The organism is Streptomyces sp. NPDC002181 (assembly GCF_042890485.1).
GTDB lineage: Bacteria > Actinomycetota > Actinomycetes > Streptomycetales > Streptomycetaceae > Streptomyces.
The window spans coordinates 1,014,639-1,031,909 of record NZ_JBIASC010000001.1 but is presented as its reverse complement, the minus strand read 5'-3'; the positions used below and the strand labels follow the sequence as shown (position 1 = coordinate 1,031,909).

The window sequence follows — 17,271 nt, the reverse complement described above, 5'->3', positions numbered from 1 at the left end:
CGTGGAGTGAGCGAAGCGAGTTGGCCTGGTGATTATCGGAGTGGGAATCGACGTGGCCGAGATCGAGCGGTTCGGTGAGTCGCTCCGGCGGACACCGCAACTGGCGCAGCGGCTCTTCGTCGACTCCGAGTTGACGCTGCCGAGCGGCGAGCGGCGCGGGACCGCCTCGCTCGCCGCCCGGTTCGCGGCCAAGGAGGCCCTCGCCAAGGCGCTCGGCGCGCCCGGCGGGATGCTGTGGACGGACGCCGAGGTGTATGTCGAGGAGACCGGGCAGCCGCGGGTGCGGGTCTCGGGGACGGTCGAGGCCAGGGCGGTGGCGCTGGGCGTGAAGTCCTGGCACATCTCCCTGAGCCACGACGCGGGCATCGCCTCGGCGGTGGTGATCGCCGAGGGCTGAGCCCCCTTTTCGGGCAGGCTGGTCCCATGCGTACTGCTTACAGCGTGGAGACCGTACGGGCCGCCGAGCGCGAGCTGATGGCCCGGCTGCCCGAAGGTGCCCTGATGCAGCGGGCGGCGGCCGGGCTGGCCGCCGTCTGCGCCGGACTGCTGGGCCGGGTGTACGGGGCGCGCGTCGTGCTGCTCGTCGGGCCCGGGGACAACGGCGGCGACGCCCTGTACGCGGGCGCCCGCCTCGCCCGGCGCGGCGCCGGGGTGACGGCCGTGCCGGCGGATCCGGAGCGGGTGCACGCGGGCGGGCTGCGGGCGCTGCTGGCCGCCGGGGGCCGCCTCGCGCGGGCCGTGCCCGGCCGGGCCGACCTCGTACTGGACGGGCTCGTCGGCATCGGCGGCCGCGGCGGGCTCCGGCCGGCGGCCGCGGCGCTGGTGGAGCGGATCCCGGCCGGCGCCCCCGTCGTGGCGGTGGACCTGCCGAGCGGGGTCGACGCGGACACCGGCGAGGTGGCCGGGGCGGCCGTCCGCGCCGATGTCACCGTGACCTTCGGGGCGTACAAGCCGGGACTGCTCATCGACCCGGGGGCCTCGCGCACCGGCGCGCTGCGCCTGGTGGACATCGGGCTGTCGCTGCCGGACCCGGACGCCGAGGCCCTCCAGCACGCCGACGTCGCGCGGTTGCTGCCGGCTCCGGCGGCGTCGAGCGACAAGTACCGGCGGGGCGTGGTGGGCGTCCTCGCCGGATCCGCGCAGTACCCGGGCGCGGCGGTGCTCGCCGTCGCGGGGGCGCTGCGCGGCGGGGCGGGCGCCGTGCGCTACGTCGGCCCGGCGGCGGACGCCGTGCTGGCGCGGTACCCGGAGACGCTGATCGGGCGGGGCCGGGTGCAGGCGTGGGTGGTCGGTCCGGGGCTCGGCGAGGGCCGGGCGGCTGAGGTGGCCGAGGCGCTGGCGGACCCGGTGCCGGTGCTGGTGGACGCGGACGGGCTGCGCGGGCTGGACCCGGAGGTGCTGCGGGCCCGCCCGGCCGAGACCCTGCTGACCCCGCACGCGGGGGAGGCCGCGGCGCTGCTCGGTACCTCCCGGGAGGCGGTGGAGGCGGCCCGGCTGTCGTCCGTACGGAGCCTGGCGGCCCGGTACGGGGCGACGGCCCTGCTGAAGGGGTCGACGACGCTGGTGGCGCGCCCCGGAGGCGGCCCGGTGCGGGTCAACCCGACGGGAACCGCGTGGCTGGCGACCGCGGGCAGCGGCGACGTGCTGTCCGGTCTGGCCGGATCCCTGCTCGCCTCGGGCCTGGCGGCGCCGGACGCCGCGTCGGTGGCGGCGTACGTGCACGGCCTCGCGGGGCGGCGGGCGGCCGCCGGAGCACCGCTCCTGGCCCAGCAGATCGCGGAGTTCCTCCCGGAGGCCTGGCGGGACGTCCGCGAGGAGGCCCACCACGGCACCGGCCACGCGGGCCACCGCCTTTGATACGTCATCAGGGGTGAATATCATCCAATATGTCGCCGTATGAACGGCGGTCGCACAGGCCACGGCCTCGCTCTGAGAGACTGGGGGCGATGAACGAGACACCGACGCGCGTGTACGCCGAGATCGATCTTGACGCCGTACGGGCGAACGTACGCGCCCTGCGCGCGCGGGCACCCCGGGCCGAGCTGATGGCCGTCGTCAAGGCGGACGCCTATGGCCACGGAGCGGTCCGGTGCGCCCGGGCGGCCCAGGACGCCGGTGCCACCTGGCTCGGAACCGCCACCCCCGAGGAGGCGCTCGCCCTGCGCGCCGCCGGGATCGCCGGGCCGATCCTGTGCTGGCTGTGGACCCCCGGCGGGCCCTGGCAGGCGGCCGTCGAGGCCGACCTGGACATCTCCGTCAGCGGCGTCTGGGCCCTCGATGAGGTGCGCAAGGCCGCGCTCGCCGCCGGCCGCACCGCCAGGGTCCAGCTCAAGGCCGACACCGGCCTCGGCCGGGGCGGCTGCCAGCCCGCCGACTGGACCGAGCTCGTCGGTGCGGCCGTCGCCGCCCAGGCCGAGGGCACCGTCAAGATCACCGGTGTCTGGTCCCACTTCGCCTGCGCCGACGAACCCGGTCACCCCTCCATCCCGCTCCAGCTGGCGGCCTTCCGCGACATGCTGGCGTACGCCGAGAAGGAGGGCGTGGAGCCCGAGGTCCGGCACATCGCCAACTCGCCCGCGACCCTGACCCTGCCCGAGAGCCACTTCGACCTCGTGCGCTGCGGCCTCGCCGTCTACGGGGTCTCCCCGGCCCCCGAGCTCGGTACCGCCCGGGAGCTGGGCCTGCGGCCCGCCATGACCCTGAAGGCCTCCGTCGCACTGGTCAAGACCGTGCCCGCCGGCCACGGGGTGAGCTACGGGCACCACTACGTCACCGAGGCCGAGACGAACCTCGCCCTCATCCCCGCCGGGTACGCGGACGGCATCCCCCGGCACGCCTCCGGGACCGGCCCCGTCTCGGTCGGCGGCAAGATCCGCCGCGTGGCCGGCCGCGTGGCCATGGACCAGTTCGTCGTCGACCTGGGCGCCGACCTGGTACGCGCCGGGGACGAGGCGGTCCTCTTCGGCCCGGGCGAGCACGGCGAGCCCACGGCCGAGGACTGGGCTCAAGCGGCGCACACGATCGCCTATGAGATCGTCACCCGTATCGGGGTGCGCGTTCCCCGGGTCTACCTGGGCGGCTGAGGGCTGAGTGAGGACGGCGTGGACGCGGTGAGCGAGAACTGGCGCAAGGCGGGGTGGGCCGGCGCCGCGATCGGCGTGATAGCCGCGGGCGCGGCCGCCGGCGTCGCGGTCGAGCGGATCACGGTCGGGCGCGGCATGCGGCGCAAGGCGCGCCTCGCGCTCGACGCCACCGGCAACTACGGCTCCCTGCGCGGGACCCCGGCCGCCTGCTACGCCGAGGACGGGACCGAGCTCTACTACGAGGTCGACGAGCCGCCCGAGGGCCCCAAGAAGCGGACCCGGCTGCGCCGCAAGGACGCGGCCGCGCCGACCGTCGTGTTCTGCCACGGCTACTGCCTCGCCCAGGACTCCTGGCACTTCCAGCGCTCCGCCCTGCGCGGACTGGTCCGCTCCGTGTACTGGGACCAGCGCAGCCACGGCCGCAGCGCGCGCGGGTTCGCCCAGGCCGACGGCGAGCGCGTGACCATCGACCAGCTCGGCCGCGACCTGCGGACCGTCATCGAGGCCGCCGCGCCCGAGGGGCCGCTGGTCCTGGTGGGCCACTCGATGGGCGGCATGACGATCATGGCGCTGGCGGAGCAGTTCCCCGAGCTGATCCGCGACCGGGTGATCGGCGTCGCCCTGGTCGGCACCTCCAGCGGCCACCTCGACCAGGTGACGTACGGACTTCCCGCGGTCGGCATGGGCGCCGTGCGCCGGATCCTGCCGCCGGTGCTCAAGGCGCTCGGCTCGCAGGTGGAGCTGGTCGAGAAGGGCCGCAGGGCCACCGCCGACCTCTTCGCCGGCATGATCAAGATGTACTCGTTCGGCGCCCCCCGCGAGGTGGACCCGGGTGTCGCGCGCTTCGCCGAGCGGCTCATCGAGGCCACCCCGATCGACGTGGTCGCCGAGTTCTACCCGGCCTTCCAGATCCACGACAAGAGCGCCGCCCTCCAGCGGTTCGCCGACATCCCCGTGACCGTCATCGCGGGCGATCGCGACATGGTCACCCCCGCCGCGCACAGCCAGGCCATCAAGGACGCGCTGCCGGCCGCCGAGCTCGTGGTCCTGGAGTCCGCCGGCCACCTGATGATGCTGGAGTACCCCGACACGGTGACCGGTCTGCTCACCGACCTGCTGGCGCGCACCGGCGCCGTGCCCGCAGCGACTAACGTTGGCGGGCATGGAAGAAGTACCGCTGGAAGCGCCGCGAGCACCGCTCAGTCAGACTCCGCAGCAGGGAGCTGAGGCGGCCGCCGCCGAGGCGCGCATCACCGTCGACTCGCCCGAGGCCATGCAGCAGCTGGGCCGCACCCTCGCCGGCCTGCTCCGCCCGGGCGACCTCGTCCTGCTGACCGGGGAGCTCGGCGCGGGCAAGACCACGCTGACCCGGGGCCTGGGCGAGGGGCTGGGCGTACGGGGAGCCGTGACCTCGCCGACCTTCGTGATCGCCCGGGTCCACCCCTCGCTGAGCGGCGGGCCGGCGCTGGTCCACGTGGACGCGTACCGCCTCGGCGGAGGGCTGGACGAGATGGAGGACCTGGACCTCGACGTCTCGCTGCCCGAGTCCGTGGTCGTCGTGGAGTGGGGCGACGGCAAGGTCGAGGAGCTCTCCGATGACCGGCTGCACGTGGTGATCGCGCGGGCGGTCGGCCACGAGGAGGTCATGGACGACGTACGGGAGGTCTCGGTGCGCGGGATCGGGGCGCGCTGGTCCGCGCCGGGCGCGCTGGCCGCGCTGTAGCCGGTTCTCGGGGCGGCGTCCCGGAAAACGTACCGACAACTCGTCGGCAAGATATTGCGCCGATCGAGTCCGGCGTGGTCACATGGTACAGAGGGCTGGTTAGGTTTGCCTAAGTACGGGCCGGCCCAGGCCAGGAGGAGCCATGTCCGCAGCAGGAGTGCAGCGCGACCCGCGCCCGTCCGTCGTGTCCATGGGGGCGCTGCTCGCCGCGGGCGCGGCCGCCACCGCCGTCTCGACGCCACCCGTGCGCGAGCCCGCGCCCGGGCCCGACGCGGTGGACGTACGCGAACAGGCCGCCCCGGAGTCCGAGGCGGCCTGAGGGCCTTTGCGTATTAGCCCGTGCGGGTGAATCCGCGGCGGGCCGTTCAGGGGAGGACGACGACCTTCGAGTTGATCGTCGCGAAGGCCCACATGGCGTCGCCGTCGGCCCGCGTCATCCGGATGCCGCCGGTCTTCTTGCCCTGGTCGGGCTCCGGCATCTCGCCGTCCACCCGGGAGCTGAACCCGACCACGACCCCGTCCGCCGTGGCGAACCGCACGACGTGCTCGATCGGCACCCCGTCCGAGCCGGTGACCGCGCCCGAGCGCGAGTTCACCAGGTACGTGCCCGGCTTCGGGTGCGCCGTACTGGGCTTGACCGGGAACGACTTCGGTTCCTGGCCGTTCTCGCCGACCAGCCACACCCGCTTCTGGCCCACCGAGTACACGACGCGCGAGCCCGTGCCCGACCCGTCCGGCACGGCCACCGGCTTCGCCGGGTCGGCCGCGTGCGCGGAGGGCGCGGGGGAGGGGGCCGCGGGCTGCTGCGCCGAAGCCTTCGGGGGGTGCGCCGGCGCGGTCGCGGAGGCCTGGTAACCGAGGAAGCCGACGGCGGCGATCGCCACCACGGTGAGCCCGGCCACGATTCCCGAGCTGCTGCGTGCCACCTTGCTCCACCTCTCCCGTGCTTCCCCTGTGCCGGGATGCGCCTGCCGGGGGGCTTGCGCGCGCCCCGGCCCGTACCTCGGCCGATACCTGGGTCGAAGGTAGCAGCAGGGGTGCCCCGCGACCGGCCGCGAGGGCCCGGGCCCCCGGAGTCGTAGGCTGTTCGCGTGCTCTTGCTCGCTGTAGATACCGCCACGCCCGCCGTCACCGTCGCCCTGCACGACGGCGAGTCCGTCCTCGCCGAGTCGAACCAGGTCGACGCCCGCCGCCACGGGGAGCTCCTGCTGCCCTCCGTCGACAAGGTCCTCGCGGAGGCCGGGCTGAAGCTCGACGCCCTCACCGGCATCGTCGTCGGCGTCGGCCCCGGCCCCTACACCGGGCTGCGCGTCGGCCTGGTCACGGCCTCCACCTTCGCCACCGTGCTCGGCATCCCCGTGCACGGCCTGTGCACCCTCGACGGGCTCGCGTACGCCGCGGGCGCCGCCGGGATCGAGGGCCCCTTCACCGTCGCCACCGACGCGCGGCGCAAGGAGGTCTACTGGGCCCGGTACGAGGACCCGCGCACCCGCGTCGGCGAACCCGCCGTGGACCGCCCGGCCGACATCGCCGAGCGGGTCGCCGGGGTGCCCGCGGTGGGCCAGGGCGCGCTGCTGTACCCGGAGGTCTTCACCGACGCACGGGCCCCCGAGCACCAGAGCGCCGCCGCGCTCGCCTCCCTGGCCGTGGAACGGCTGGCGGCCGGGGAGGAGTTCCTTCCGCCGACGCCGCTCTACCTGCGCCGGCCGGACGCGCAGGTGCCCAAGAACTACAAGGTGGTCACCCCGCAGTGACGGCACCGACGGCAGCGACAGCGGTCCTGCGCGAGATGCGCTGGTGGGACATCGAGCCGGTGCTGGAGCTGGAGCACGAGCTGTTCCCCGAGGACGCCTGGTCCGCGGGCATGTTCTGGTCCGAGCTCGCCCACGCCCGCGGCCCGCACGCCACCCGCCGCTACGTGGTGGCCCAGGACCCCGGATCCGGCCGTCTCGTCGGCTACGCCGGGCTGGCCGCCGCCGGTGACCTCGCCGACGTACAGACCATCGCGGCCGCGCGCGACCAGTGGGGGACCGGGCTCGGAGCCCGCCTCCTCACCGACCTGCTGCGCGCCGCCACCGCGTTCGAGTGCGCCGAGGTGCTCCTGGAGGTACGGGTGGACAACACCCGGGCCCAGAAGCTCTACGAGCGCTTCGGCTTCGAGCCGATCGGCTTCCGGCGGGGCTACTACCAGCCCGGCAACGTGGACGCCCTCGTGATGCGCCTGACCGACCCCGCACAAGCGACGACTGAAAGCACTGAGAGCAATGGCTGACGAACCGCTCGTCCTCGGCATCGAGACCTCCTGCGACGAGACCGGCGTCGGCGTGGTCCGCGGCACGACCCTGCTGGCCGACGCGATCGCCTCCAGCGTGGACGAGCACGCCCGCTTCGGCGGCGTCGTGCCCGAGGTGGCCTCACGGGCCCACCTGGAGGCGATGGTCCCCACCATCGAGCGCGCCCTGAAGGAGGCCGGGGTCAGCGCCCGCGACCTCGACGGCATCGCCGTCACGGCGGGCCCCGGCCTGGCGGGGGCCCTGCTGGTGGGCGTCTCCGCCGCGAAGGCGTACGCGTACGCGCTCGGCAAGCCGCTGTACGGCGTGAACCACCTGGCCTCGCACATCTGCGTGGACCAGCTGGAGCACGGGCCGCTGCCGGAGCCGACCATGGCCCTGCTGGTGTCCGGCGGGCACTCCTCGCTGCTGCTGGCCCCGGACATCACCTCGGACGTACGGCCGCTGGGCGCGACCATCGACGACGCGGCGGGCGAGGCCTTCGACAAGATCGCGCGCGTGCTGCAGCTGGGCTTCCCCGGCGGCCCGGTCATCGACCGGCTCGCCCGGGAGGGAGACCCGAAGGCCATCAACTTCCCGCGCGGGCTGACGGGGCCGCGCGACGCGGCGTACGACTTCTCCTTCTCCGGGCTCAAGACGGCCGTCGCCCGCTGGATCGAGGCGAAGCGGAACGCGGGCGAGGAGGTGCCGGTGCGCGACGTGGCGGCGTCCTTCCAGGAGGCCGTGGTGGACGTGCTGACCCGCAAGGCGATCCGCGCCTGCAAGGACGAGGGCGTGGATCACCTGATGATCGGCGGCGGTGTGGCGGCCAATTCCCGGCTGCGCTCGCTGGCGCAGGAGCGCTGCGACGACGCGGGGATCATCCTGCGGGTGCCGCGGCCGAAGCTGTGCACGGACAACGGCGCGATGGTGGCGGCGCTGGGCGCGGAGATGGTCAAGCGGAACCGGCCGGCCTCGGACTGGGACCTCTCGGCGGACTCCTCGCTGCCGGTGACGGACCCGCACGTGCCGGGTACCGCCGATGCCCACGCCCACACCCACGCCCACACCCACTCGCACTCGCACGGTCACGACCACGACCACGTGCACGAGTTGAGCAAGGACAACCTCTACTGATGAGCACCGTCGCGCTGATGTGGGAGGCCCGGGCCGCCGCCGGCCGGGGCAACGAGCTGCTGGAGTGGGCCCGTTCGCAGGTGCTGGAGCGCGAGCCCGTGCGCCGTGAGCTGCTGCGGGCCCCGCAGGAGCGGGTGTTGGTCGTCACCTGGTGGGAGGCGGCCGAGGGAGTCTCGGCGCAGCTGCCCGAACTCCCGGAGCCCGCAGCGGACTTGATCACCCGTCCGGTGCACCGCTGGCGGTTCGAGTCCGTGGAGACCAGCGGAACCTGACATACGGGGCGGTCTCCAGCGACTCGTGAGCGGGACTCGGCCCGCTGCCGTTATCGTCATGAGCATGCCTCGTCGTGACCTGCCGCCTCCCCCGCCTCCGGCCCACTTGCGCGACTGGCTGGACGAGAACGCCGTACGCGCCGACCGCGCCCGCTTCCTCAAGGACCTGGGCCGGCGCAGCCTGGGCCTGGGGCGGCTGCTGCTGCTCTGGGCCGTCGCCGCCGTCTTCGCGCTCGGCTGGTCCTTCGTCGCGATGGCCCTGATCTCCTTCGAGACGCCGGGGGACCCGCTCTCGTACCTCTTCGGCCTGATCTTCGGCCTGCTCGGCGCGGGCGTGCTGATCCCGGCGGCGTTCTGGTTCGCCCGGGGCGCCCGGCGCGACCGGCTGGTCCACCAGCTGCTGTGCGCCTGGGCCGAGTCGGACCGGGACCCGGCCGCCGACGCGCGGGTCCGCGCCCCCGGGCTGAGCCTGACCTGGCTGCTGGCCTCCTTCGCGATGGGCGCGCTGGGGCTGTACGTGACCTTCGGGTCGGCGGCGTCGGCCCGCCCGGGCGTCACCACGTACGGGGAGGTCACGTACTACATGGGCCTCGGCATGATCCTGTGGATCACCGGCCTGCTGGGCCTCGGCAAGGCGGGCGCGCACTACCGGTGGGCGGTGCGCGCCTTCCGCGGCGGTGCTACGGCGCGCTGACGGGAGCGCCGATCAGCATCGACGGGGCGCCCGCGACCCGGGTCAGGAAGACGGTCGCGGAGTGCGGCCCCTGCGGCTTGACCTTCTTGCGCAGCTCCTCGGGCTCGATGGCCGACCCGCGCTTCTTCACGGTCAGGATGCCGACACCGCGCTCGCGCAGCAGGGCCTTCAGCTTCTTGAGGCCGAAGGGCAGCACGTCGGTGATCTCGTACGCGGTGGCGTACGGGGTCGCGTGCAGCGCGTCGGCGGTGACGTACGCGATGGTCGGGTCGATGAGCCGGCCGCCCAGCTGCTCGGCGACCTCGGCCACGAGGTGGGCGCGGATCACGGCGCCGTCGGGTTCGTAGAGGTAGCGGCCGACCGCCCCGGCCCCGGGATCGGGCAGCGGATCGGTGGTGTGCAGGCTGCGCGGGCCGGGCAGCAGGGTGGCGCGTACGGTGCCGGGCGCGGTCCCGAACCACAGCACGGCCTCCTTCACGTCCCCCTGGTCCGAGATCCACTCGGCCTCGGCCTCCGGCGGCACGGCCTCGTGCGGGATCCCGGGGGCGACCTTGACGGCCGCGTACTTGGCCGTACGGGCGGCCTCGACGGCCCACGACAGCGGCGGCGAGTAGCTCTCGGGGTCGAAGATCCGGCCCCGGCCCCCGCGCCGGGCCGGGTCGAGGAAGACGGCGTCGTACCCGGAGGTGTCCACCTCCGTCACGTCCGCCTCGACGACCTCGATGAGCTCGGCCAGCCCCAGGGCCTCGGCGTTGGCGCGGGCGACGGCGACGGTCAGCGGGTCGCGGTCGACGGCCAGGACGCGGATGCCGGCCCGGGCCAGGGCGAGGGCGTCGCCGCCGATGCCGCAGCACAGGTCGGCGACGCTGCGCACGCCGAGCTCCGCGAGCCGTTCGGCGCGGTACGAGGCCACCGGGGCGCGGGTGGCCATCTCGCCGCCGCCGGGCGTGAAGTACATCCGGAACGCGTCCTCGGCACCGAACTTCGCCACCGCGCGCTGCCGCAGCCGGGCCTGCCCGAGCGCTGCGGAGACCAGCGCGGCCGGGTGCTCGCGGCGCAGCCGGGTGGCGACGGCGAGCTCCTGCGCCGGGTCGTGGTCGCGGAGGGAGTCGAGGAGGGCGCGGCCCTCGGGGGCGAGGAGCGCGGCGAAGTCTTCGGGGGTCACGCCTCCATTGTCGGCTCCCCGGCGGGCGGGGGTGCGTGTGGGCCGGTCGGAGGAACGTGGCGGCCCGGCGCGAGGTGTCGTCCGGGAAGCGCGCGTGTCGGATGCCAGGATGCGCTGCTATGCAGCTAGTCGGACAAAAGGAACATAAGATGCTTCATGGTCACCGGTCCGCGGCGGGTCCGCGCGGCCGCGTCGGGGTGGCACTGGCCGCACTGCTGGTCGCCGCCCTCGGAACGGGATGCGGCTCGGCCGCCGACACCGCGCCCGCCCGCAAGGGCGGCAAGGCCGCGGACGCACCCGCGGGCGCGGCGGGCGCGGTCGCGAACCCGGCCGAGCAGCAGAAGGCCGCCCAGCAGGCCGTGATCGCCGCGGCGAAGCGGTGGAAACTGGCCAAGCCGCCGCTGGCCGCCCCGCCCGCCCCGAAGACGAAGCCGGAGATCACCACCCGCGAGGGCTTCGAGGTCGAGGGCCAGGACGAGCTCCCGCCCGTCTTCACCACCGTCCCCACGGAGGACAAGGTCGTCTTCCTGACGATCGACGACGGCGCGGAGAAGGACCCCGAGTTCCTGAAGATGATGCAGGAGCTGAAGATCCCGTACACGGCGTTCCTCAGCGACTACCTCGTCCGCGACAACTACCCCTACTTCAAGCAGATGCAGGCCGCCGGCGTCTCGCTGAACAACCACACGCTGAACCACCGCTACATGCCGGCGCTCTCGTACGAGGAGCAGCACGAGGAGATCTGCGGGCAGCAGGACACCATCCAGAAGCAGTTCGGCAAGCGGCCGACACTCTTCCGGCCGCCGTACGGCAACTACAACCAGGACACCCTGCGCGCGGCGAAGTCCTGCGGCATCAAGGCGGTCCCGCTGTGGAACGCGGAGGCCTTCGTGAACCGCATGGACTGGCGGGAATGGGACCGCGACCTCCACCCTGGAGACATCATCCTGACCCATTTCCGGGGGCGGGAAGACTGGAAGGGCACCATGCCTGACATGATCCGTCATGTCATGAAGACCGTCACGGACAAGGGGTACGCCGTGGCCCGCCTGGAGGACTACTTGTGAGGTACGCGCGCCGGTTGACAGTCGCAACGCTGGCGGCCGGCGCGCTCGCGCTGTCCCTGACGGGGTGCGGGGACAGCGCTGCCCCGGTCGAGAGACTGGGTACCGGAACACCGAAGGCGGCGCAGCCGACGACGACCGCGCCGCCGTCCCCGTCGGGCGTGCCGGGGGACGAGGCCTACAAGAAGTGGGGCCTGAAGTCCCCCCTGGAGTTCGCCCCGAAGCCGGCGCAGAAGCCCGCGCTGGCCCCGGCGGACCCGGGCCGGGCCAAGGTGGTGGACCGAATACCCGTCCCGCCCACCGACAAGGTCGTCTTCCTGACCTTCGACGACGGCGCGGAGAAGGACCCCGAGTTCCTGAAGATGGCGGCCGACCTCAAGCTGCCGATCAGCATGTTCCTGACGGACAACATCGCCTCGTCGGACTACGGGCACTTCGAGAAGCTCCGCGACAACGGCTCCGGCAGCACGATCAACAACCACACGCTGACGCACCCGAACCTCCGGACCCTGCCCTTCGCGGCGCAGAAGAAGGAGATATGCGGCCAGCAGGAGCACCTGGAGAAGCGCTTCGGCGCCAAGCCGGTCCGCTTCCGCCCGCCGTACGGCAACTACAACGACGACACCCTCAAGGCTGCCTCCGAATGCGGCATCTCGCAGGTGGTCCTGTGGCGCGTGTCGATGCAGATCAACAACTTCCAGTACGCCGAGGGCTCCGCCCTCAAGCCGGGCGACATCATCCTGGCCCACTTCCGCGGCCCCTCCGAACTCAAGGGCTCGACGGAAATCCAGATGACGACCCGCATGCTCCAGCGCATACAGGAGCAGGGCTACCGCATAGGCCGCCTGGAGGACTACCTCTGACCCGCTGACCCTCTGACCCGCTGACCCGTCAGCCGACGCGCCTACCGCTGGTCCCCGCCCGGCAGCGCGTTCTCGGGGTGCGGAGATACGGCCATCGGAGTGATCGTCGTTTCCACCGGGCCCCGGGCGTCCGCCTCGCGTTGGCGTTCCGCGCTGTCGCTGATGCGCAGGAGGAGGGCGATCATGATCCAGTTGGCCAGGAGGGACGAGCCGCCCTTCGCGAGGAACGGCAGCGCCTTGCCCGTCAGCGGGATCAGGCCCGTCACACCGCCCGCCACCACGAAGACCTGGAGCGCCAGCGCCGCCGACAGGCCCACCGCCAGGAGCTTCCCGAACGGGTCCCGGGCGCCCAGCGCCATCCGCAGCCCCCGCTGGACCAGCACCGCGTACAGGAGCAGCACCGCCATGACCCCGGCCAGGCCGAGCTCCTCGCCCACCGTGGTCAGGATGAAGTCGCTGCGCCCCGCGAAGCCGATCAGCTCCGGGTGCCCCATCCCCAGCCCCGTGCCGGACATGCCGCCGGTGCCGAAGCTGAACAGCGCCTGCGCGGACTGGTCGGAGATGACGCCCGGCGGCCGCTCCTTCCAGTAGTACGAGAGCGGCTCCAGCCACGCCGCCACGCGCCCCTTGACGTGCGGCTCGGTCGAACCCACCACGAAGGCCCCGACCCCCGCCATGAGCAGGCCCGTCACGATCCAGCTCGTGCGCTCGGTGGCGACGTAGAGCATCACCACGAACACACCGAAGAAGATCAGCGACGTGCCCAGGTCCCGCTCGAAGACCAGCACCAGCAGCGACACGATCCACACCGTGATGATCGGCCCGAGCTGCCGCATCGGCGGCAGCCGCATCCCCAGGAACTTCCGTCCCGTCAGGGCCAGCGAATCGCGGTGGATGACCAGATAGCCCGCGAAGAAGATCGCGATCATGATCTTCACGAACTCGCCCGGCTGGAGCGAGAACCCGAACAGGATGATCCAGCGCTTCGCGCCGTACGTGTCCGCACCGAAGAACGCCGGTGCGATCAGCAGCACCAGCGCGACCACCATCGTGATGTAGATGAACCGCTGGAGCAGCCGGTGGTCGCGCAGCAGCGCCACCACCGCGAGGCAGGCCGCCACGCCGATCACCGTCCACAGCAGCTGCCCCGGCGCGTTCGCGTCGCCGCCGTACCGCGCGATGTACGACTGGTCCAGCCGGTGCAGCAGCACCAGCCCCAGCCCCGACAGCAGCATGGCGACCGGGAAGATGAGCGGATCCGCGTACGCCGCGAACCGGCGCACGCCCAGGTGCCCCACCAGCGCCAGCAGCGTCATGCTGATCGTGAAGCCGGTCAGGTTGGCGGGCAGCTTGCCGTTCATCGCCAGACCGGCGCTCGCGTGCCCGAAGACGGTGAGGGCGACGACGAAGACGAGGAGCAGCGCCTCGGTACGGCGGCGCGCGCCGGCCGTCGTCAGCGGTCTCAGTCCACGCACGGGATGCCGCCACCGTCGAGGGCGGGGGCGGGGTCGCCCGCGCCCGTCGAGGGGGTGGAGGCCGGTCCCGGTGATGCCCCCGGAGACGCCTGCGGTGCTTCGCTCGGGCCCGCGCCCGGGCTCGGAGCGGACGCGGAGGCGGAAGCCCCTGGTCCGATCTGCTCGGCAATGAGGCGCTTTATCTTCATATCGTCTACGACGTTTATGTCCTCCCCATGGTTCCTTCCGAACCGCTCCACGGGCAGTGTCGTGAAGGCCACTTTCCCGCCGGACAGGTTCTTCGCCTGCTTCACGAACGACAGCAGGTCCCAGCCCGCGTCCGTCACGACGTCCTGTTTCGCGGCGTCGATCAGCTTCATCAGCTTGACCGGATCGGTGAAGGTCCCGGCCGAGTCCAGCTTCTGCGTGGCCCCCGCCAGGAAGGCCTGCTGCCGTTTCGTCCGGTCCAGATCGCCCATGTCCAGGCCGTGCCGCTGCCGTACGAAGGCCAGGGACTGCTGCCCGTTCAGGGTCTGGCGGCCCGCCGGGAAGTCGGCGCCCGAGTACGTGTCCCGCACCGGCCGCTTCAGGCACACCGGTACGCCGCCCAGCGCGTCCGCCAGGTGGTAGAAACCGGCCAGGTTGAGTTCGGCGAAGTGATCGACCGGGACGCCCAGGAAGCCGCGCACCGTCTCGATCTGCGCCTTGCGGCCGGCTTCCCGCCCCTCGCGCTCCAGCTGCCGCCGGTCCTTGACCCCCCGGGCCGAGAGCCGCTCCTCCTCCTTGGCCTTCGCCAGCCCGTACGCCTTCTTGATCTTGTCCTTTCCCAGGCCGCCGGCCAGCTCGACGAAGTCGTCGCGCGGGACCGAGAAGGCCTTCGCCCGGCTGCCGTCACCGGGGACGTGGAGCAGGATCAGCGTGTTCGCGTTGTAGCCGCCGATGTCCGAGCTGCCGGCGTGCAGTTTGTCGAGGACCTCCGGCGGCAGCTCCTCGCCGTTCTGGTCGCGGCGGCTGTCCAGGCCCATCAGCAGGATGTTGGTGTCGCCGTACTTCGACTTCTCGGCGCCCTCCAGGGCCTTGGAGCTGTTGATGCTGCCGGCGAGGTCCCGGTACGCGTACCAGGCGCCGGCGGCGGCCGTGACCGCCAGCGCGCAGACGGCCACGAGCAGGGTGCGGGCGATGCGCCGGGGACGGCGCCCCCGGCGGGGCCGGCGGTCGGGGTGGCTGGTCTTCCTCCGGTGCGCGCTCATGCCAGTCGATGGTGGGGGAGGGGCGCTGAAGGAATCCTGAGAGACCTGAAGGGGCCTTCAGGCCTTCAGGCCTTCGGGCGTTCAGGACCCGGCGACCGGGCCGGCGCGCGCGGTCCGCCGACCGGTACGCGCAGGACGAAGCGGATGCCGCGCCCGCCGCCCGCCCGGGACGGCAGCGCACGCGCCTCGCCGCCGTGCGCCCGGGCCGTCTCGCGGACGATGGCCAGGCCGAGGCCCGTACCGCCGCCCGCGCGCCCGCGGTCCGGGTCCAGACGGACGAAGCGCTCGAAGACCCGGTCGCGGTCCGCCGCCGGGATGCCGGGGCCGTCGTCCTCGACCTCCAGCACCGCCCAGCCGCCGCCCGCCGGGTCCGGGTCCGCGGGCTCGGCGGCCGCCCGTACGACGACCCCCGTACGGGCGTGCCGCAGCGCGTTGTCCACCAGGTTGGCCAGCGCCCGCTCCAGCCGCGCCGGATCCCCGGCCGCCGGTACGGGAGCCCGCGCGTCCAGCCGCAGCGGAACCCGGGGGTCCGGGCGCCGGGCCAGGTCCTCCGCGGCCAGCAGCGCCAGGTCCACCGGCTCGGTCCGGGGTACGGGGCCGCCGTCGAGCCGGGCGAGCAGCAGCAGGTCCGAGGCGATGCGCTGCAGCCGTTCGGTATCGGCCAGCGCGGCCGCCACCGACTCCCGGTCCGGGCGCTCCTGGGCCAGCGCCACCTCCAGCCGGGACCGGACGGCGGCCAGCGGATTGCGCAGCTCGTGCGAGGCATCGGCGGTGAACTGCCGCTGCCGGGCGTCGGACCGCTCCAGCCGGTCGAGCGTGTCGTTGACGGTCCGGGCCAGCTCGGCGATCTCGTCCGCCCCGCCGGGGTCCGGAACCCGGCGGTCCAGCTCGCTGGCGGTGACCGCCGCGAGCCCGGTGCGGATCGCGGTGACCGGGCGCAGGGCGTGCCCCGTCACCCACCGGGCGAGGGCCGCCGCGAAGCCGATCAGCGGGGGCGCGCCGGCCAGCAGGCCGAGGGCGATGGCGCGGGTCGCGTCGTCCACGTCGCCGAGCACGGTGACGGCGTACACCTCGTGCCCGCCCGGTGCTTCGACCGCGACGACCGCGCGCCGTTCCGCACCGGGGTGCGCGGGCGGGAGGACGGCGGAGCGGGAGTCCTCGCCGGAGGCGTTGGGCGGCGGCGGGCGCAGGCCGCCGAGGTCGGGGGCGTCGGCGAGGTCCCCGGTGGAGGCGACGGTCCGCCCCTGCGCGTCCCGTACGAGGACCAGGTCGACCCCGCTCTCGGGCGCGGGCAGCCGCCCGCCGGGGAAGGCGTGGCCGTCGAGCTGGGCGGCGACCTTGCGGGCGGCCAGCTCGGTGCGGCCGGTGGTGTTGTCGAGGAGGTTGGCCCGCAGCAGGGTGTACAGCCACAGCCCGCCGGCGCCGAGCACGGCGGCCATGGCGAGGGCGGCGGCCAGCGCGGCGCGGCGCCGGAGCGGGCCCGGGCTCGTCCTGGCCTCAGCCACCGTCGGCGGCCATGCGGTAGCCGGTGCCGTGGACGGTGAGGATCGAGCGGCGGCCGAAGGGGGCGTCGATCTTCTTGCGCAGCGAGGAGACGTACACCTCGACGATGTTCGGGTCGATGGCGTGCGGGGCGTCCCAGACCTGGTCGAGGATGTCCTGCTTGGCGACGGCCCGGCCGGGCTGCTCCATGAGGCAGGCCAGGACGCCGAGCTCGCGGGCGGTGAGCTCGATGTCGTGCGGCCCGCGGCGGCAGCGGCGGCCGGCGGGGTCGAGGACGAGGTCGCCGGCCTGGAGGGTGGAGCGGGGGCCGGCGGTGCCGGCCGCCGCCCGCCGGGCGAGGGCGCGCAGGCGGGCGGACAGGACGACGAACGAGAACGGCTTGGTGAGGTAGTCGTCGGCCCCGCAGTCCAGGCCCTCGGCCTCGTCGTACTCGCCGTCCTTGGCGGTCAGCATGAGGACGGGCGTCGGGTCGCCGTCGGCCCGCAGACGGGCGCAGATCTCGTACCCGCTGAGGCCGGGGAGCATCAGGTCGAGCAGGACGGCGTCGTACGGGCCGGTGCGGGCGAGGTCCAGCCCGCGGTGGCCGTCGTGGGCGAGGTCGACCCAGTGTCCGTCGGCGGAGAGGCCGCGCCGCAGTGACTCGGCGAGGCCCTCTTCGTCTTCGACCACGAGAATGCGCACCCCCCAACCCTCACATACCGCCCACTCTGCCCGCGGGGCCGGGCCGTGAGGGGGCGCCGCGGGGCCCGGGGGAGCACCCCCGATCCGGACGACCCGGCGGAGCGTGTTGGCA

Annotated in this window: 19 protein-coding genes; 13 read left to right on the top strand and 6 right to left on the bottom strand. The window is 73.7% G+C overall.

Annotation, left to right across the window (positions count from 1 at the left end; all coding sequences use genetic code 11):
- Window positions 1-25: 25 nt before the first annotated feature.
- From ACFYXV_RS04720 to ACFYXV_RS04695, 6 genes are all read left to right on the top strand, one after another.
- Window positions 26-397 carry a holo-ACP synthase gene (locus tag ACFYXV_RS04720; RefSeq protein ID WP_048476529.1) on the top strand — a complete coding sequence of 124 codons (372 nt, stop codon included), beginning with the start codon at window positions 26-28 and terminating at the stop codon, window positions 395-397.
- 26 nt (window positions 398-423) lie between these two features.
- Window positions 424-1,857 (top strand): NAD(P)H-hydrate dehydratase, encoded by a 1,434-nt coding sequence (locus ACFYXV_RS04715; protein ID WP_385468010.1) that lies wholly within the window; start codon window positions 424-426, stop codon window positions 1,855-1,857.
- Window positions 1,858-1,946: 89 nt separating this feature from the next.
- Window positions 1,947-3,083, top strand: coding sequence for an alanine racemase (gene alr, locus ACFYXV_RS04710; RefSeq protein ID WP_389382007.1), 1,137 nt, complete (start codon window positions 1,947-1,949; stop codon window positions 3,081-3,083).
- Window positions 3,084-3,101: 18 nt separating this feature from the next.
- On the top strand, window positions 3,102-4,310 hold the full coding sequence (locus ACFYXV_RS04705; RefSeq protein ID WP_385468016.1) for an alpha/beta fold hydrolase: 1,209 nt from the start codon (window positions 3,102-3,104) through the stop codon (window positions 4,308-4,310).
- On the top strand, window positions 4,246-4,806 hold the full coding sequence (tsaE, locus tag ACFYXV_RS04700; protein WP_385468019.1) for a tRNA (adenosine(37)-N6)-threonylcarbamoyltransferase complex ATPase subunit type 1 TsaE: 561 nt from the start codon (window positions 4,246-4,248) through the stop codon (window positions 4,804-4,806). Before ACFYXV_RS04705 ends, tsaE begins: the two co-directional genes overlap by 65 nt.
- Before the next feature lie 142 nt (window positions 4,807-4,948).
- Window positions 4,949-5,125, top strand: coding sequence for a hypothetical protein (locus ACFYXV_RS04695; RefSeq protein WP_385468022.1), 177 nt, complete (start codon window positions 4,949-4,951; stop codon window positions 5,123-5,125).
- 46 nt (window positions 5,126-5,171) lie between these two features.
- Here ACFYXV_RS04695 and ACFYXV_RS04690 read toward each other — a convergent pair whose 3' ends face one another.
- Window positions 5,172-5,732, bottom strand: coding sequence for a hypothetical protein (locus tag ACFYXV_RS04690; protein ID WP_385468025.1), 561 nt, complete (start codon window positions 5,730-5,732; stop codon window positions 5,172-5,174).
- Between the two features lie 165 nt (window positions 5,733-5,897).
- Between ACFYXV_RS04690 and tsaB the strand changes: the two genes are divergently transcribed.
- From tsaB to ACFYXV_RS04665, 5 genes are all read left to right on the top strand, one after another.
- On the top strand, window positions 5,898-6,560 hold the full coding sequence (gene tsaB, locus ACFYXV_RS04685) for a tRNA (adenosine(37)-N6)-threonylcarbamoyltransferase complex dimerization subunit type 1 TsaB (protein ID WP_383340526.1): 663 nt from the start codon (window positions 5,898-5,900) through the stop codon (window positions 6,558-6,560).
- 35 nt (window positions 6,561-6,595) lie between these two features.
- On the top strand, window positions 6,596-7,078 hold the full coding sequence (rimI, locus tag ACFYXV_RS04680) for a ribosomal protein S18-alanine N-acetyltransferase (protein ID WP_385468089.1): 483 nt from the start codon (window positions 6,596-6,598) through the stop codon (window positions 7,076-7,078).
- Window positions 7,071-8,213, top strand: a complete 1,143-nt coding sequence (gene tsaD, locus ACFYXV_RS04675) for a tRNA (adenosine(37)-N6)-threonylcarbamoyltransferase complex transferase subunit TsaD (RefSeq protein WP_389382006.1) — start codon at window positions 7,071-7,073, stop codon at window positions 8,211-8,213. The genes rimI and tsaD overlap by 8 nt, the downstream gene beginning before the upstream one ends.
- Window positions 8,213-8,485: a hypothetical protein gene (locus ACFYXV_RS04670; protein ID WP_385468032.1), complete on the top strand. Its 273-nt coding sequence runs from the start codon at window positions 8,213-8,215 to the stop codon at window positions 8,483-8,485. Before tsaD ends, ACFYXV_RS04670 begins: the two co-directional genes overlap by 1 nt.
- Before the next feature lie 64 nt (window positions 8,486-8,549).
- The gene (locus tag ACFYXV_RS04665; protein WP_383340535.1) at window positions 8,550-9,179 is read left to right on the top strand and encodes a hypothetical protein; all 630 of its coding nucleotides are present in this window, start codon (window positions 8,550-8,552) and stop codon (window positions 9,177-9,179) included.
- Here ACFYXV_RS04665 and ACFYXV_RS04660 read toward each other — a convergent pair.
- Window positions 9,166-10,344, bottom strand: coding sequence for a methyltransferase domain-containing protein (locus ACFYXV_RS04660; protein WP_385468035.1), 1,179 nt, complete (start codon window positions 10,342-10,344; stop codon window positions 9,166-9,168). The two genes, ACFYXV_RS04665 and ACFYXV_RS04660, sit on opposite strands and share 14 nt — an antisense overlap.
- A 149-nt stretch (window positions 10,345-10,493) precedes the next feature.
- Here ACFYXV_RS04660 and ACFYXV_RS04655 point away from each other — a divergent pair, with 149 nt between their 5' ends.
- Together ACFYXV_RS04655 and ACFYXV_RS04650 are read left to right on the top strand one after the other, a co-directional pair.
- On the top strand, window positions 10,494-11,411 hold the full coding sequence (locus ACFYXV_RS04655; protein WP_389382003.1) for a polysaccharide deacetylase family protein: 918 nt from the start codon (window positions 10,494-10,496) through the stop codon (window positions 11,409-11,411).
- 14 nt (window positions 11,412-11,425) lie between these two features.
- Window positions 11,426-12,271 carry a polysaccharide deacetylase family protein gene (locus tag ACFYXV_RS04650; protein WP_385468038.1) on the top strand — a complete coding sequence of 282 codons (846 nt, stop codon included), beginning with the start codon at window positions 11,426-11,428 and terminating at the stop codon, window positions 12,269-12,271.
- A gap of 41 nt (window positions 12,272-12,312) precedes the next feature.
- On the opposite strand, the gene ACFYXV_RS04645 is transcribed toward ACFYXV_RS04650, so the two are convergent.
- The 4 genes from ACFYXV_RS04645 to ACFYXV_RS04630 all read right to left on the bottom strand — a co-directional run bounded on the left by ACFYXV_RS04645 (window position 12,313) and on the right by ACFYXV_RS04630 (window position 17,159).
- Window positions 12,313-13,746, bottom strand: a complete 1,434-nt coding sequence (locus tag ACFYXV_RS04645) for an FtsW/RodA/SpoVE family cell cycle protein (protein ID WP_389382002.1) — start codon at window positions 13,744-13,746, stop codon at window positions 12,313-12,315.
- Window positions 13,734-14,975: an LCP family protein gene (locus ACFYXV_RS04640; protein ID WP_389382001.1), complete on the bottom strand. Its 1,242-nt coding sequence runs from the start codon at window positions 14,973-14,975 to the stop codon at window positions 13,734-13,736. Before ACFYXV_RS04640 ends, ACFYXV_RS04645 begins: the two co-directional genes overlap by 13 nt.
- Before the next feature lie 65 nt (window positions 14,976-15,040).
- Window positions 15,041-16,480: a sensor histidine kinase gene (locus tag ACFYXV_RS04635; RefSeq protein ID WP_389382000.1), complete on the bottom strand. Its 1,440-nt coding sequence runs from the start codon at window positions 16,478-16,480 to the stop codon at window positions 15,041-15,043.
- Window positions 16,473-17,159 carry a response regulator transcription factor gene (locus ACFYXV_RS04630; RefSeq protein ID WP_385468050.1) on the bottom strand — a complete coding sequence of 229 codons (687 nt, stop codon included), beginning with the start codon at window positions 17,157-17,159 and terminating at the stop codon, window positions 16,473-16,475. Before ACFYXV_RS04630 ends, ACFYXV_RS04635 begins: the two co-directional genes overlap by 8 nt.
- Between the last annotated feature and the right edge of the window lie 112 nt (window positions 17,160-17,271).